At 47.6% G+C, this 15,809-nt stretch carries 13 protein-coding genes; 5 read left to right on the plus strand and 8 right to left on the minus strand.

The features are described from left to right. The first annotated feature begins 70 nt into the window (after positions 1–70). A complete protein-coding gene (gene murG / locus QUA70_RS08650) occupies positions 71–1,168 on the plus strand; it encodes an undecaprenyldiphospho-muramoylpentapeptide beta-N-acetylglucosaminyltransferase (RefSeq protein WP_445301486.1) in 1,098 nt (365 codons plus the stop codon). Between the two features lie 70 nt (positions 1,169–1,238). On the opposite strand, the gene ureG is transcribed toward murG, so the two are convergent. The 4 genes from ureG to QUA70_RS08670 all read right to left on the minus strand — a co-directional run bounded on the left by ureG (position 1,239) and on the right by QUA70_RS08670 (position 4,270). Beyond that, positions 1,239–1,835, minus strand: coding sequence for an urease accessory protein UreG (gene ureG, locus QUA70_RS08655; RefSeq protein ID WP_333346272.1), 597 nt, complete (start codon positions 1,833–1,835; stop codon positions 1,239–1,241). Between the two features lie 44 nt (positions 1,836–1,879). After that, the gene (locus tag QUA70_RS08660) at positions 1,880–2,569 is read right to left on the minus strand and encodes an urease accessory protein UreF (RefSeq protein ID WP_333410373.1); all 690 of its coding nucleotides are present in this window, start codon (positions 2,567–2,569) and stop codon (positions 1,880–1,882) included. A 341-nt stretch (positions 2,570–2,910) separates the two neighbouring features. After that, entirely contained in the window at positions 2,911–3,348 is a 438-nt protein-coding gene (gene ureE, locus QUA70_RS08665; RefSeq protein ID WP_333326753.1) for an urease accessory protein UreE, read from the minus strand. A 430-nt stretch (positions 3,349–3,778) separates the two neighbouring features. After that, the gene (locus tag QUA70_RS08670) at positions 3,779–4,270 is read right to left on the minus strand and encodes a DUF4168 domain-containing protein (RefSeq protein ID WP_333326755.1); all 492 of its coding nucleotides are present in this window, start codon (positions 4,268–4,270) and stop codon (positions 3,779–3,781) included. Between the two features lie 437 nt (positions 4,271–4,707). Between QUA70_RS08670 and QUA70_RS08675 the strand changes: the two genes are divergently transcribed. The 3 genes from QUA70_RS08675 (at position 4,708) to QUA70_RS08685 (ending at position 6,074) form a co-directional block, all read left to right on the plus strand. Continuing rightward, on the plus strand, positions 4,708–4,845 hold the full coding sequence (locus QUA70_RS08675; protein WP_333326757.1) for a hypothetical protein: 138 nt from the start codon (positions 4,708–4,710) through the stop codon (positions 4,843–4,845). Between the two features lie 291 nt (positions 4,846–5,136). Continuing rightward, positions 5,137–5,562, plus strand: coding sequence for a DoxX family protein (locus QUA70_RS08680; protein ID WP_333326759.1), 426 nt, complete (start codon positions 5,137–5,139; stop codon positions 5,560–5,562). Further along, positions 5,559–6,074 (plus strand): DUF4385 domain-containing protein, encoded by a 516-nt coding sequence (locus tag QUA70_RS08685; RefSeq protein WP_333326761.1) that lies wholly within the window; start codon positions 5,559–5,561, stop codon positions 6,072–6,074. The genes QUA70_RS08680 and QUA70_RS08685 overlap by 4 nt, the downstream gene beginning before the upstream one ends. Positions 6,075–6,175: 101 nt before the next feature. Here QUA70_RS08685 and QUA70_RS08690 read toward each other — a convergent pair whose 3' ends face one another. The 4 genes from QUA70_RS08690 to QUA70_RS08705 all read right to left on the minus strand — a co-directional run bounded on the left by QUA70_RS08690 (position 6,176) and on the right by QUA70_RS08705 (position 10,721). Continuing rightward, the gene (locus QUA70_RS08690; protein ID WP_006634375.1) at positions 6,176–6,643 is read right to left on the minus strand and encodes a regulatory protein RecX; all 468 of its coding nucleotides are present in this window, start codon (positions 6,641–6,643) and stop codon (positions 6,176–6,178) included. Positions 6,644–6,733: 90 nt separating this feature from the next. Continuing rightward, on the minus strand, positions 6,734–7,144 hold the full coding sequence (locus QUA70_RS08695; RefSeq protein WP_293126913.1) for an AbrB family transcriptional regulator: 411 nt from the start codon (positions 7,142–7,144) through the stop codon (positions 6,734–6,736). A gap of 1,617 nt (positions 7,145–8,761) precedes the next feature. After that, positions 8,762–10,462, minus strand: coding sequence for a CHAT domain-containing protein (locus QUA70_RS08700; RefSeq protein ID WP_333346260.1), 1,701 nt, complete (start codon positions 10,460–10,462; stop codon positions 8,762–8,764). 4 nt (positions 10,463–10,466) lie between these two features. After that, complete coding sequence (locus QUA70_RS08705; protein WP_333326765.1) at positions 10,467–10,721, minus strand: hypothetical protein; 255 nt, start codon at positions 10,719–10,721, stop codon at positions 10,467–10,469. 1,417 nt (positions 10,722–12,138) lie between these two features. Between QUA70_RS08705 and QUA70_RS08710 the strand changes: the two genes are divergently transcribed. Continuing rightward, positions 12,139–15,809: cadherin-like domain-containing protein (locus QUA70_RS08710; RefSeq protein ID WP_333346257.1), on the plus strand; the 3,671-nt coding region annotated here is incomplete at its 3' end.

Raw genomic sequence — 15,809 nt, forward strand, 5'->3', positions numbered from 1 at the left:
AAAATTGGCTGAAACTGCCGGAATAATAAGCATAATAATCTAAAACCTCAAATATAAAATCGATTGACCTGTGGAACTTGTACTTGTAAAAGAAACAAAAACCTTGACAAAAGCCCCCCTCCGGTTGTTGGTTGCAGCTAGTGGCACTGGTGGACATTTATTTCCCGCGATCGCCACCGCTAGTCAGTTGAACGACTGTCAGATCGAATGGCTAGGAGTCCCAGACCGCATGGAAACTCAGTTAGTTTCATCCCTTTACCCCCTCCACACGATCGCCGTTGAAGGCTTTCAGCAGCGATTTGGACTCGGTACAGTGCGGATTTTGGGCGGACTCGCCGGCTCCATCCTTCAGGTGCGGAAGTTGCTCAAAGCGGGCAATTTTCAGGGAGTCTTTACTACCGGCGGTTACATCGCAGCACCGGCAATTCTAGCGGCTCGTTCTTTGGGTTTGCCGGTGATTCTCCATGAATCTAATGCAATTCCGGGGAAGGTGACGCGCTGGTTTAGTCCTTTGTGCACTGCTGTGGCGATCGGATTTGAAGCCGCAGCCCATCATTTACCCGGCGGGAAAACCGTGGTTGCTGGTACACCGGTGCGATCGCAATTCCTGACTCGCCAACCTCTAAATTTGCCAATTCCTGACAGTGTACCTGTAATTTTAGTCATGGGCGGCTCTCAAGGTGCTGTCGCCATCAATCAGTTAGTGCGCCAGTGTGCTCCGGCTTGGTTTGATGCTGGTGCTTGGGTAGTTCACCTCACCGGAAATAATGACCCGGATGCTGAGAGTTTGAAACATGAGCAATATTTGTCAATGCCATTTTACGACAATGTGGCGAGTTTGTTGCAGCGAGCAAATTTAGCAATTAGTCGATCGGGCGCGAGTGCTCTAACAGAATTAGCAGTGACGGCGGTACCTTCTATTTTAATTCCTTTTCCTCACGCCGCTGACGACCACCAAAGATTTAATGCGGAAGTATTTGCTAAAGCCGGCGCCGCCGTGGTATTCCGTCAAAGCGAACTGACAGCAGATGTGTTGCAAAGCAAAGTGTTGTATTTGTTAAGAGATTCCGAATATTTGGCAAAAATGTCTCAAGCTGCTGCTCAATTAGCCGTGAGAGACAGTACAGAACGTTTGGCAAATTTGGTCAGGCAATTGGTGGTGAGGTGATAGTTTTTAGGAGTTTTAACCGCAGATGAAGGCAGATTAACGCCGATGAACGCAGATGATGACTGATGTTTTACACGATATGGGAGCGGATGAATTTAACTACCGATTCTAAGCCTTCCTTTGTCTTCAGGTTAGTAAACACAAAAGGCTTCTCCCCGCGCATCTTTTTAGCGTCCCGTTCCATCACGCCCAAATCTGCTCCCACAAAAGGGGCGAGGTCTATTTTATTAATTACTAATAAATCTGATTTAGTAATTCCTGGACCGCCTTTGCGCGGAATTTTATCACCCGCAGCGACATCGATTACGTAAATTGTCAAATCTACTAACTCTGGGCTAAATGTTGCCGCCAAGTTATCGCCGCCGCTTTCGACAAAGACTAAATCTAAATCAGTAAATTTTTGTTCTAACTCTTCTATCGCTACTAAGTTAATAGAAGCATCTTCGCGGATTGCTGTGTGGGGACAGCCTCCCGTTTCTACGCCCAAAATTCGATCGCTATCTAAAGCTTGACTCCGAACCAAAAACTGGGCATCTTCCTGAGTATAGATATCATTAGTAACAACCGCAATCTGGTATTGCTGTCGCAGCGCTTTGCACAAAGCATCCAGTAAAGCTGTTTTCCCCGAACCAACTGGCCCAGCAATTCCTACACGAAAAGCACCCATAGCGATTTTAGATTTTAGATTTTAGATTTTAGATTGTCTGATTTTCAACTGCGAAACAACCGAGTGTACTGAGTTTCGTGCGCCATGCTAGCCAGTCCTAATCCCCAACTGCAACTGCTAAGGTCATCATCTTCTAATTTTAAAACTTCTTGGGTCGTACAGCTAATTTGAGACTGCAAATCTAACAGTAACTGTTGACCGGCTGTTTGACCGAGGGGAATCAGTTTCACGCCCGCACTTGCCAAATTGGCAGCCCAACTGTACAAATATCCTAACACGGCCGCTTCCTCTTCAATCTGCCAGTTGGCGGCCGCAATGCCAAAGCCGATCGCAAAATTGCACTGATTGCCGCCAGATTCCACGAATTCTTTTACAATTGTTGTTAATCCAGAAGAAACAGGCGATCGCAAATCCAACAGCAACCTCAGCAAAGTCCGCCCCATTTGCCAACTTTGCAAGCGCAACTCTTCTGTTTCCTTAGCAGCAGTCGCCCAAGCATTCCAGTAAGTCAAAGCCGTCAAATCCCCTATCTGTGCCGCCCTCAAAGCTCTTACCAGCACAGCGGCTTCTACTCGCACAGCCCCGAATTGCAGCGAATTTTCTAACCAATTCCTCAAAGTTATCTCGCTGTCGATGGCACCTGCTTCTACCAGACTTTCGATTCCCTCAGAATAACTATAAGCTCCCACAGGTGCAAAAGCTAACTGCAACAAAGATAAAAGTTGATTGTTCACTGTTGATATCAAATCTGTTACCATCGGAATTATTCATATATCTATTCTCTTAATCTGCGTGAATCAGCGTCAATCCATTGTCATCTGCGGCCGGATCAATTCTCTTTTTTAAACCGCAGATGAGGGCAGATAAACACAGATTAACGCAGATGAATTATATCAATTACGGTTCCACCCTCCGTGATTGTTGAGTGTTGACTGTTGACTGGATTTTACGCCCGACGATGCTACCGGATTTGATATGACTTCTCCTTTCTTGAATGACCGAAACCAATTTGGTCATAAGCCGTCGGATTCATCGGTAGCAGTAAATCTAAAATCTAAAATCTAAAATCTAAAATCTAATGGTTGTGCCCGTAAGCGCCCATTTCTGGCTGAAACGGCACAATTTCCTCTGTTACTTCCAAACCCATTTTTTCTAGCATTCCCTGCAACACAGAGTCGGGAGAAAGCCTTAAATAATTATCGGCAATTTCTAAAGCTACGTGACGGTTTCCTAAATGATAAGCCGCCCGCATCAGTCGCAGCGGACTCGATGCCCGCGCTGTCAGCACCGGTTCGGGTTTTGCACTTACCAGTACCAAACAGCTACCGTCTTCCGACTGCAATAAATCTCGATCGCGCAATACGGTACCTCTGGGCAAACTCAGGTGCAGCTTTTCCCCCGTCTCCGTCTCGAATCGGTGGCGACTGCGAGTGCGATCGTCCGCCGTCATTGGTACAGTAAAGCTGACAATAGCATTGGGATTTGCAGGTAAATGTTTTGTGAATGTTAGCATTTTTCTATTCTATTCCTCAGAGCAATTCACTTGACATCTAGTTTTTGAGGAATATATTTTTTATAGCCGAAGGAACAAGGAAGAATGAAGTTGTAATTTTCACTTCAGGTTTCAGCAATTAAAAACTTCTTAATCGTCTTGGCAATCACTATATCTCCTTGCCATTTACAGCAAGTTGAAAAATATTCATCTCTCTGAACCGCTCCCGTTATGGCTTTATTACCAAATTTTTGTTATTTTGTCAAGCACTTGATCACAGACGATCGCCCTTTTTTCTAAAATATTTGCATACCGTCTAGTAACTCGAACAATTGAAATCTCCAATATATTGTTGGGGGGAGTAGGGGTTAGGCCTCATGCCTGCCCAAAACCTGCTTTTATGGAGAAGTCTAATAGAACGGGAGAGGCAGAAAGACTCAAACCCTCAAGCTTATTGATTGCCCGCTTGTTGCAGTCGCAGCAGCTCGGCTTGAATTCGCTGTTTGACTGCCGGATTCGCTTGCTGGAGCAAAGTGAGCTGGTTGAAGCGACTAACTGTCAAACCATTGGTTTCGATAACTTTTTTAGCTTGTTGGCAGTAATTCACTGCGATGCCGCGAACACCTCCAGACAGCCTATTAATTTCCTGAGTTTCGTTGCACACTACTCTGGGAACCGAGCCCCCAGCCATTCCTTTAATTTCGTTATAAGCTTCCACCCGTCTAGGTTCTATTGCCAACACAGCACGAGCGTAGCTAGTAATTTCTTCGCTGCTAATTTCTTGAGCTTGGGCTGCAGATCCGAAAACGAGGTTTGGGGATTGTCCATACAAACCGGGCGCCCACCCGCTAGCTAAAGCTGCTGCAGAAAAGATGCCAAGCAACAGCGATTGTCGCAGCATCCGGTTTATGCCAAATTTAGAGGTGTTTAGTGAGGTGTTCATGGTCGTCGGTGATTGATTGCGTGTAGATAAAAATGACACAGCGCTTGGAGGCTCAATCTTTTTGAATAATATGGTGGGTAAAAAGTTCCTGCCGTTGGTGACTATTTTGAATTCCAGCAGGATGGTTGGGGAGTTGCTACGACGATCGACTTTTTAGCAAATTCGATAATTTCATTCATTCTAACATCTGTGGGAAGTTGACAAAATTCAAACTTTAGATGGTAATTTTAATTACAGAGCGTTACTGAATTGCCTCTCCCAATAATTCTCAAAGCGCAAATATTAAATAATTCTAAAAGTTCTTGACAAATTACTCGCATTATTTAGTCTACGCGCGAGCGATGCTATTCCGAATGCGTGTGCCTTCGGTGAAGGGTCGGGAATCACCTGCAAGGCAAGGTCAAATTTAGCCATAATCGCACTCATCAATTCCCGCGATGATTTATTTAATGTTAAGCGATGGTGCATTTGTCGATCGAGAAAATCCCCGGCTGGTTTGGCTGCTGACGGAGGCAGAGCCAGAACCAAAAATCACGTTTTACTACCGGAAGATAGAGGCCGCAGCAGGGAACTAGACATTAAAATCTTGTTATTAAAATGCGCGCTCTCTGTTGTCGGCAGTCAACGGGCAGACCTTCGATTCCAGTTCTCGCTTCCTCCAGTTTGGGGCTGTGAAAACTTGTCTGGGAGTTACCCAGAAACCTGCTTTTTCTACGAAATAAAATCGTTACAGCCACCAGTAAGAGCAGACAAACCCGGAAAGCTGGAATTTTTGTGCCTCAGTTTTCTTGTCATCTCGATCGCAGATAGCGACTTTTGGCAAGCATTATCGCAGCAATTTAACAATTATTAATTACCCATTGCCCATGAAAAGTCAAAAAGAAATTTGGCGAGTTATTCTCGCAGTAGCTATGAGTATTGTAGGCGTGCTGCACTTTGCAGTACCCGCACCTTTTATCAGAATCGTGCCGCCCCAGCTTCCTTACCCGGAAGCCTTGGTTTATATCAGCGGTTTTTTCGAGATTTTGGGCGGCATTGGGCTGTTAGTTCCTCCTGTCAGCAGGGCGGCGGCATGGGGATTAATTGCCTTGTTTATTGCCGTGTTTCCAGCTAATATCAATCAAGCCGTCAACAACATTCCGATAGAAGGGATTCCCCACAACCAATTACTGTATTGGTTGAGGCTGCCTTTTCAAGCTGTCTTCATTGCTTGGGCCTGGGTTTATACCCAACCAGACGAAGGTAAACCCCGGGCTTCTATAGTTCCAGATAGAACAGAAAATGCCCAATGAAGCAGTTCGACTACTCTTTGGATTTTAAGAACATCGACTTTCGACAGCACCCCGAACTTTATCGGGTAGGGAAAGGAGAACAGGGAGTGCTGTTGGTGGAACCCTACAAAGGAGAAATTCTGCCTTTCTGGAGATTTAAGACTCCTGAAATTGCCAGGGAGTCCAGCAGCAAAATTTACTCCTTGTTTTTAGAGTATCTCGATCGCGAAGATTTTGTTGGGGCCGACATGGCTCGCAAGTTCTTGCAAATGGGGTATACTCGATCGCGTCGCTACGCCAACCACAAAAGCGGTCGAAAATACCAGCAAAACCCTCAGAAGCTGAAGTCTGTTGCAGAGCAAACCGCAGCTCGAAAAGATATTTTGCCGTTAGAAGCAGATCCGGTGAAAGCAGAATCCGCGGCTATTTTTCAAGAGAAATGGATGCTGGCCAAAATCAACGAGAAATATCTCGAGCTTTTAGCCAGACACCGCCAGATGTACGAATCTTATTTAGTCAACCCTGAGGATTGACATACATTTACAAAAACTCAGGACTTACACTTTAGCCTTGTCGGCAGCAGTGTAGTTGTGCTTGCCCATCTGGGCCGCACCTATTGGCGTGGCCCTACTATTTACTCGTCATCTTCTTCTGTTTGCCACTGTCGCCAAATTTCAAAGGCATTAAAGCCCCTGTATTGCAGGTAATTCAAGACTTTGCCCTTGGTTTTCGGATCTGCTTTACCCCAAGTATCGATCTTGTATTTCCGCATGACTTTGGCTTTTAATTCGGCCAGTTTTTCTGCTTCGGAGTCCTGATTTTCGGCAATTTCTTCTTCCCAGACTTGCTCGAACAAATCGTTGGTAATTCCTTTTTGCAGGCACTTGCGCTTGATGGCCGACTTCCCGTATTTGCCTGCTGCAGAGGCGATCGAGTTTGCCACCAAGCGAGTGTCAGACTGATAGCCGCGGTCTTGAATTTGCGCGATCGCCTCCAATATTTCCTCATTGCCAAAACCTTTCTCTTGCCCCTTTTTGCGAAGTTCAGAGGCACTGTAGTCTTTGCGGGACAAGAGAAAATAGAAATAGTCAAGACAGCTCATCAGTTCAATCGAAGGGTGGCGCGCAAATACTCGTGTAGCGAATGCCAAATCCAGTCGCCTTGCCATCGGCTGACTGCATCGCGATCGCCTCTATTCTTCTGTATCCTCCTCTTCATCATCCACTTCCACATCCGGTCTGTCCACATCGATCTGAATCAAGCGAATGTGCTTGTATCCGAGCTTAATTTCAAACTCGTCTCCCGGCTTTAATCCCATTTCTTGGGTATAATTTGCCCCGATCACGATCGAGCCATTCTTGTGAACGCTAGCTCGATAACTCGCTTCTCGCCCGCGTCCGTCTGCTTTCGACTTCTCTAGCTCAATGCCCTTAGCAGCTAACACTGCATCGTAAAACTCAGCCAGATTAATCCGGGTTTCTCCACTTTTGCTGACCGTGAAGTAGCCGCAAAGCTTTGCAAGTTCTCTGCGCGGCAAATCACTGCCTTTGATTTTTTGAAGCAGACCTTTTCCTGTTAAGGGTGCTGTAGCTGTTTCTGCCATTGACCGTACCTCGCTTATTGGACTTTACTTATATCAATTACAACACATTAGATTAACTTTGTTTCACTGTCAATACTAATAATTCTCAATATTTAAGATTCTGGATAAATTTCTGCGGTCTCAAGACCGGGGGTGCAAGTAAGGATGCTCGAAGGGCGATCAATTTGCTGCTTGTGGCCCAAATGCTTGCGTAAGCCTCTCTTGCGATCGCGCGGGAAATTATTGTCGCAAATTAAATGCTTTACTTTTTTACACTAAAGTCTGTTCCCTGCATTCACCAATCCCTGATCGAGTCTGTGGTCAAGGTAAAAACAAGACAGCCATGAATCGAAATACCTAGAGCGTGGCCTCTGCAAATCTGCCGAAAGCATTTACCGGCCGGGGTTAACTTTTACCTCAACAAGGGGAGACAGCACTTGTTCTCGATGCCCCTGCCAGCTACTTGCAAAACCAGTTTACAAAAAGAATCCAACTGTAGGCAAGCTCCAAACCCTTATGGAATAAGTCATTCCCAATTCTTCAATCTAAAATCTAAAATCTAAAATCTAAAATGGTATAAACCCTATTTTTCCGGCGGAAAATCCCCTCAAAACCCCAAATACCAACGAGCAATCTTCTATTAAGGTGTTGGGCATATAACTTCCACAGAACGCAGTCTGGGGAAGGCAATCCGGTAAAAATTGAAGGAAATTTCACCTGTTCGTTGAACGGGTTTAAGCTAAAAGCCGACTCAATGGGCGCGGCGGCAGAAACATCGCACAGCAACTAGGAGGGGAATAGTTTTGATCGGGCGAGATTGCTTCGCGACTCTTAACACTTCGCCACGAATCAGTAGATGTCTAGGCGGAACTCGGGAAAATCTTCCTCCTGTGGCCCCAAGGCAGAGAATTTGAGATTATTTCCACAGGGGAATTGAAAAAGACCGAGTTAAATGCACAACAGCTTAAATGTTTGATGCACTACAAATTAGCAGCGGTTCCCCACAGGGAGTTTCGGTGCGAATGTATTGGTTTCCACTCATGGCCTGTAAACTGCCACACTCTCACAATTTATACACCAACTGGAGGAGCCCGTCAAACTCACGCCGCTTCCATAATTAATTATTGTGAAATATAGCAACCGCGCTGACGGTGAGGACATTCTTAATTGTGGCCACTCTGGCTTTTATTGTCTTGTGCCGAATGATGAATGCTCCTGCTGGCGAATCAGCCCGCTCAAAAACGCATACAAGCCACCGACTCCTGTCGTGGAGAGATCAAAATTTTAGAGTTTTGTTCCAGTTCCCAGATTTATCTGTGGAGTAAATTTAAAATCTAAAATCCTTCGACTCACGGCTCAAGCCGAAGTCTAAAATCTCAAATTGACTGACGAATACTGCATCAAGCAGTCCCGGACTTACTCTCTCGACGAGAAACCCAGTTTCTTCTTAGATGCTTGGTTGGGCTGCTGCTTATTTGGGGTAAAAACCGGCTTGATGAACGTAAGTCCGAGATTTGATCGAGCAGCATACTTTTGATAACTTTTCTAGTGGCTGCAGCGAATGGCCAGCAAAAACCCCACCCAGTTTGGAGCCAGGCCAAGAGGGTCTAAATTCAGCATTGCAGTGGGCGATCGCTTTTAGTGACGTTGTTGTAGGTAATTTTGCGACAGGGGAGTCCGTACCGCCGGCAGTAACTCTTCTGGTTTCGTGCCTCGCTGGTTCGAGTACCGCCACCCAAAAAAGCCAGCACTCAAAGCAACGGGCAATAAGCAAAGCATCACGACCACAGATTTGTTCAATCCCGGTTTTTTTAACGGTTTCTGAGTCGGTACAGCGGCGCGAGTTGCTTGGATCACCGAACACTCAGAATTAGGAATAGAGGACGGCGAAGCCGTCGGTGAGTTCGGTGAATTAGTAGCATCGGGTCGATCGTTCTGGTGAACCCAATCCCTACGATCTTTTAATTGGTCGGGAAAGTATTCCCAAACTTCGCCATCAGAACTGTCTGACTCATGCGATCGATTGGCTGGGATTGGGGGGTGTTGGGCGATCGCCGAAACCGAAGACGGAGCCTTCCATTCTGTACCCGCGAGCGCCGGTTGCGTTCCCGAGGCGATTATGTGCACCATAGAACCGGATGTCGCACTGTGGGCTGGCGCCCCGGTCAGATAGCCGTCAAAGTCCGGGTGCTGGTAGAGAATCGGCAAAGCCCAGTATAGCTGGTGAGAACCATAGGCAGAAATTAGGCCAGCTCTGGCCCGGCTCAGGCTGAGATCGACTGGATAGCCTTGATTGAGATTGCGGTAAAACAGCCGCGTCAGAGTTAGGGCTACATCGTCGGGGATGCTTTCTGCCATTGCTAGCACTGCCGGAATGCCCCGCTTCACTAGAGCTTCGGTTAAGTTTCGTTCCGGGCTGTCGTCCGCGAGGTCTGAGGGGTCGCCGTAGGCGCCGCGGCAGGAGTTGAACACGGCCATCTGAATACCGTTGTTAACGAGCAATCCAGCTAAGTCGTCGCCACTCAAGGTTTCGGTTAAGCCGGTGCGGCTGCTGACTAGGTAGAGTTCGCCACCTCTGGAACCTAAGTTGCTGTGGCCTGCGTAGTGCAGGACTTGGTAGTGTCCTTGTTCTAGGGCTTGGGTAAGTTGTTCTCGATCGGGCTGTTCGAGAATAGTCAGTTGAATTTCCGGGGAATGGGGGCTGTTTTTGAGAGGATTACCGGTGCGGTTTTGGAGTTCTTGTTGCAGGTGGAGCACTTCTCGCTTGAGCTGCAAGCTGTCTCGATCGCTTGGAGATGCGATCGCCATTAAAATTTTTAGTGGCCCGCCACTAGGCAGTATCCGGGTTTGTTTGAACAAACTTGTACCTGGTTGGTAGCGAGAAAACACGACATCGGTGCCAGTTGCCAAAGGGCGATCGCCGGCGTGCAGAACTTCCCACGGCAGCCGCGGCAAGCGCCGGCCTTTGAGTCCGAGTCGCAGTTGCAGCACTTCTCGGCGGTGCTGGGCAATGCCTTGAGCGCAAGTCCAGCTATCGCGCAAATTTCCTTGAAACAGCCCACTGTATAATTGTTGCCCCAGGGCTACTAAATTCGGCCCTGAGTTGTTTCCCGAACGGGAGAGGCCGCGACCAGCAAAATTGGTTCCCTGTACTGCTTTTCCCTGGAGCAAGCCCACCAGTGGGTCGTTCATCAGTTGAGCAGACAGTGCAAGCCATTCGTCGATCGGCCAGCGGACTTGTTGTTCGGCTAAGGGTACACCGGGTGCAACCCTTTCTGTCCGCACTAGATATTCGTCGTCCCCAACAGGGGTGACTGAGAGTTGAAATTCCTGGCTCACGGATTTAGCGCCCTCCCGCCTTAATTCTGAATTTGCCTGCGTTTTTGTGGCTAGCAATAGCACTCGGCAACATATTTTTTACTCTTTTAATCAAAGTTTCTGAATTCGCTTCCCCCGATCGGGCGATCGCTAGGGTGATATATATTTGTTCAAACACTTTGAGGATATAAAAGTTGTACTTTAATAACAGTTTATTAGTTTTGATTGCCCTGTGGCTCGATGAAAGCCGAATTTTCTCCAATCTTGCTATCTTTGACATTTTGCACCTCTACCGCAGACCCCTTTAGATTCGTCGTGAACTTGAGTTTCTCATTGCTGAGTAAAGTTAAAGTGGAGGCACTTTACCAGGCGGATCTCTAGTTCTTATTAAAATTACTTCGGCTCTCACCAACCGCTTTCAGGGCAATATCGCAGGCAAAGTTGAGTATTTTTTTTTTTTTCGATCGGTCGATCGGTCTTTACCGCTTATCCTCTACCACCAACCCCCCATGTGTAATCTTGATTTTGTGTCAATTAATTAATTGGTCAGCCCTGGATTCTCATCCGTAAGCCCTCCGCCCTCATCCTTAAGACATCAGTGGCGATCGGTAATCGATAGTTGACCCTCGATAATTGCTAATAACTTATTGCTAATTTACCACTTTCATGATATGGAAAATTTTTATTTTAACTGTCTTAATCTAGTTAAAGTTAAGCAGCAAAAATAAACTTAAGTAGCCAAGAACTCTCAACAATACAATGGCAATCAAATTATTCCGGTACTCTCAAGCAACCATCATTTTTGGCATCTAGAGGATTACGCCTCATCAGGTCGGTTTCTCGGAGAATTATTCGATTTGGTAGCGAAGCCTCTACAAAGCAACTGGGTTTGGCAGCCTCGCCGTGGGTCATTCTTGCTCAAAATGCCGATCGAGCTTGCAACTATCACCAAAAACGACTTCTGCACTAATACTACTTCTTGAAAAATTTTGCAATCCGTCTTGAGATAGATATATTTTGGCAAAACTCTTAGTATTGAGCCGAAAAAAAAACTTTTTCTCAGTTCGCGAGGTTTCCTCGAATCGAGAGAAAATTGTGCAACTAAAAATTAGAACAAATATTTGCCCGGGCGAATTATCTAAATTTCTAATTACTCATCGGGAACTAAAATTAGAAGCGTGCAGTCGTTTAGTCAAGAGATTCAAATCCTAAGTCAGGGAAGGATTTGTCAAAGCTGGGAGTGTTACACAACTTCAATACACCCAGCCGAGATCGGAAAAAAAGCAAGGGTAAAATTTGGGGGATACAGGTTTTGGGTAGTTATTTGGGAGTTGTCAGTTGCGAGTTTAAATTCAGCTAATTCACTGTAGAAATTACGTAGAAAATCTACAATCAGAGGCCCTTCGGCGCCGCTTACTGTAGAAATTACCGAGAACATCTTAAATGCTCGGAGCTTCGGCGCAGCAATTACAGTGTAGGTTGCGGAGCAATTAATTTTGATACGCAATTGCAGAATATAAAACTCGCAACACAATGAAAAAAACCTTGCCGTTTAAGTGGCATCTATAATAGTAAAGAGAAGGAGACGAACTCCTCTAGCAGGCGAAAGCATGAAGTTAAAAAAAATTCTTCTGCAGCCTCCTGTTTGCTGATAAATTGATTCTAAGAAGCTTACCATTTTTTGGGAAATATCAACGATGGACGACCTAATTTCGTTGGAAGAAGGACAGGGAACACTTTTTCCAGTTCAAAATGAAACACAAAATCCTGTCGAGGGTTTAGGCAACAACACCCCTACAATTTCCGATCAGGAGTTAGCCGATTTAATTAACCAAGCACTCGCCGAAAACACCGAGGGCGTTACCGCCAAATTTCCGAATCAGTCTAACGGCGCATCCACAACAGGTGTCGGCGATGATGATGACGATGATGATGACGATGATGATGATGATGATGATGATGATGATGATTTCCAGACCATCGGAGGTACTGATGACGATGACGATGACTTAGATGATGACGATGACTTAGATGATGATGACGATGATGATGATGATTTCCAGACCATCGGAGGTACTGATGACGATGACGATGACTTAGATGATGACAACGGCATCGATCGCCGCCGAACCGTCCGCGGTACCGATGACTCTGACCTAATTGTCGCCACGGGCAATCAGGATGAGATATTCGGCCTAAAAGGCGAAGACACACTCAGAGGACACCGTGACAAACCAACTACACTGTACGGCGGTAAAGGTGACGACGATTGCGAGGGCGGCGATGACGACGATCAAATAAAGGGCGATCGCGATAAAGACGACGTTAAGGGTGGCAAAGGCAACGACACCCTTAACGGCGGTAAAGATAACGATACCGTGATCGGCGGCGAAGGCAACGACGACTGCGAAGGCGATGACGGCGATGACTGGGTCCACGGCAAGGAAGGAAAGGATAAGGTTAAGGGCGGCGCCGGCAACGATAGCATCTACGGTGGCAAAGACGACGACGATTGCAAGGGCGACGAAGGCAACGATAACGTCCGGGGCGATCGAGGCAACGACGATTGTGAGGGCGGCGACGGCAACGATACCGTTAACGGCGGTAAAGATAACGATACCGTGAAGGGCGGTGCAGGCAGCGACAAGTGTGAAGGCGACGACGGCGACGACAGCGTTAGCGGCGGCACCGGTAACGATACCGTGAACGGCGGTGGCGACAGCGACGTTTGCAGTGGCGACGACGGCGACGACAGCGTTAGCGGCGGCATCGGTAACGATACCGTGAGCGGCGGTGGCGACAGCGACGTTTGCAGTGGCGACGACGGCGACGACAGCGTTAGCGGTGGCGTCGGCGACGACAGTGTGATGGGCGGTGACGGCAGCGACGTTTGCAGTGGCGACGACGGCGACGACAGCGTGATGGGCGGTGCCGGCGACGATAGCGTGATGGGCGGTGCCGGCAACGATACCCTCGTTACTGGCGACGGCACTGACATGGCAGACGGCGGCGACGGCGACGACAGCGTTAGCGGCGGCGGCAACGGCGATGATACGCTGATGGGCGGCGATGGCAACGATACGCTGATGGGCGGTACTGGCAACCATACCTGTATCGGCGGTGCTGGATCTGACGTTTATGGCATCGGTGACCAGCCTGGGGTAAGTGCAGTCATCACTGACTACCAAGACGGCCAAGACAAGTTTGTGCTGACTGGCGGCTTGAACTTTAACAGCTTGAGCTTTGTACAAGTCGATGCTAATACCGAAATTCGGGTCAATAACAGGGCGCTGGTGCGATTGTCGAATGTCAACGCAACGCAGATCGATGCTGGCGACTTTTTAGGAGTTGATCCTCAAACTCAAACTCCAAATCAAACTCCAACTCAAACTCCAACTCCAACTGCGAACCCGATTTTTAACCCTCCGCGAGTCGGAGCTAATAAGAACGGCGTTGCTGGTTCCAGCGGCGGCGAGCAAAAAATTAATCGTGAGTCGTTGGAGTATGTCGATGACCAGCAAGGTCCTGGCGGCATAGTCTACACGATAACCGAGCTGCCCGATCCTACAACCGGCCAACTATTCTTTAAGGGAGTCCCCGTACAACCCGGTTCGACCTTCACTCAAGCAGACATTAACGAAGGCTTTGTAAGTTTCAAAGCGACAGTAGGTTATAAGGGTGAGGCTGGTTTTCGTTTTAAAGTTAGCAACGGCAGAAATGAGTTCTCCGGCCAGCGTTTTAGCTTGATAGTCGAGCAAAATGTCTTTAACTTTGCTGACACCACACAATCTCAAGTTATTGTCGGTTCTGCAACGCTGGATAACGACATCGAAGGCGGCCAGGGTGACGATCAGATTACAGGCGGTCAGGCCGACGACACAATCATCGGCGGCGACGGCAAGGACACAGTTAAAGCCGGCGATGGCAATGACGGTATCGAAGGCGACGATGACGATGACGATCTCGACGGTGGCATCGGCGATGACACAGTAGTAGGCGGTCCTGGGAATGACCGATTAACAGGAAATGAGGGCAATGACACGATCGAAGGCGGCACAGGCACCAATACTCTAATTGGTGGTGGTGGAAACGATCGCTTCCGTTACTCCATTTCCCGGCAAGAGATTCAAACAGTTGCAGAAGCTGACTTTATTCTTGACTTTGATGTCAATAACGATGTTTTAGAGCTTTCTAACGCAGCTTTTAATGTCGGCGCTTCTATCTTGACCCAAGTGAATATTACTGCTAATTCTACTTTTGGGTCGATCAGCGGCGGTAATTTCCTCGACTTCACGACGGATATCACTGTTACCAGCATCGCGAGGTTGCAAGCGCGGTTTGTAGAGTTGGGTGGCAACCCAGACGTGCCTGTTTTCTGTCAGTTTATAGATGCCGAGACCGGCCGTGTGGTGGTGGTATATGGTGTTGCGGGGCGCTTGGACATTGTGGCCAGTTTCTCGCTGAACGTTCGCCTCCAAGCCAGTAACTTTGTCTTCACGGGCCCGCCACTAACTATTCCTGTCGGTACTGCTGGTGCTGACAATGTGGATTTCACCACTTCTCCGGCCCCAGTTAATTACGATGGTTTAGCAGGCGATGACAAGATTGTCGGCAGCAACTTTAACGATAGCCTCAAGGGCGGCGACGGCAACGATACTATCACTGGCGGCCTGGGTTTGGATGTCATAAGCGGTGGCAGTGGTGCGGATCTGTTTGTTTACAGGACAACTAAAGAAGGCGGCGATAAAATTTCCGACTTTACTGTTGGGGTAGACAAATTCGAGTTTAGCGCGAGCGCTTTCGGCAATTTGACTACGACTAACTTTGACGGTGTTAGCGCGGTTTCTCCTGACATTACGGGCAAAGAGTTAGTGATTTTCACAGGCGGAAGTTATGCCTCTTTGGAAGCTGCACAAGCTAAAGCCCTGGGGAATTCTACAAGTGCTGGTTTCTTCGCCTTTACGAATGCGTCGAACGAGACTGTGTTGTATTTTGACTCGAACGGTACGACAGCCGGTGGTTCTACCTTGATTGCGAATCTGGGTACGGCTGCTAGCAATCTGGGAACGGCGGACTTTGTATTTACAGGTACGATCGCCTCTTCTGATAATACGACTACTACCAACTCAGGCAGCATTGTTGATTTAACTGCTGCTGGGAACTCTTACCCAAGCGAGTTTAACAACTTCGGTTCAGGTGCTGGCGGTTACAACTTCACTACTCCTGTCTTATTTACCGGAGATGCGAAGGCTAACAGCGTCACGGGTACTGAGTTTGCTGACATCTTCAGCGGCGGTTCTGGTGCAGATGTTCTGACAGGCGGTGCTGGTGCGGATCTGTTTGTTTACAAAGCAACAGGCGAAGGCGG

The organism is Microcoleus sp. LAD1_D5 (genome assembly GCF_036702115.1).
Taxonomy (GTDB): domain Bacteria; phylum Cyanobacteriota; class Cyanobacteriia; order Cyanobacteriales; family Microcoleaceae; genus Microcoleus.

Coding starts and splice junctions, on each gene's coding strand:
- ureG (WP_333346272.1), bottom strand. CDS start 1,835: ATGGGTGCTTTTCGTGTAGGAATTGCTGGGCCAGTTGGTTCGGGGAAA.
- ureE (WP_333326753.1), bottom strand. CDS start 3,348: ATGCTAACATTCACAAAACATTTACCTGCAAATCCCAATGCTATTGTC.
- QUA70_RS08670 (WP_333326755.1), bottom strand. CDS start 4,270: ATGAACACCTCACTAAACACCTCTAAATTTGGCATAAACCGGATGCTG.
- QUA70_RS08675 (WP_333326757.1), top strand. CDS start 4,708: ATGATTTATTTAATGTTAAGCGATGGTGCATTTGTCGATCGAGAAAAT.
- QUA70_RS08680 (WP_333326759.1), top strand. CDS start 5,137: ATGAAAAGTCAAAAAGAAATTTGGCGAGTTATTCTCGCAGTAGCTATG.
- QUA70_RS08685 (WP_333326761.1), top strand. CDS start 5,559: ATGAAGCAGTTCGACTACTCTTTGGATTTTAAGAACATCGACTTTCGA.
- QUA70_RS08690 (WP_006634375.1), bottom strand. CDS start 6,643: ATGAGCTGTCTTGACTATTTCTATTTTCTCTTGTCCCGCAAAGACTAC.
- QUA70_RS08695 (WP_293126913.1), bottom strand. CDS start 7,144: ATGGCAGAAACAGCTACAGCACCCTTAACAGGAAAAGGTCTGCTTCAA.
- QUA70_RS08705 (WP_333326765.1), bottom strand. CDS start 10,721: ATGTCAAAGATAGCAAGATTGGAGAAAATTCGGCTTTCATCGAGCCAC.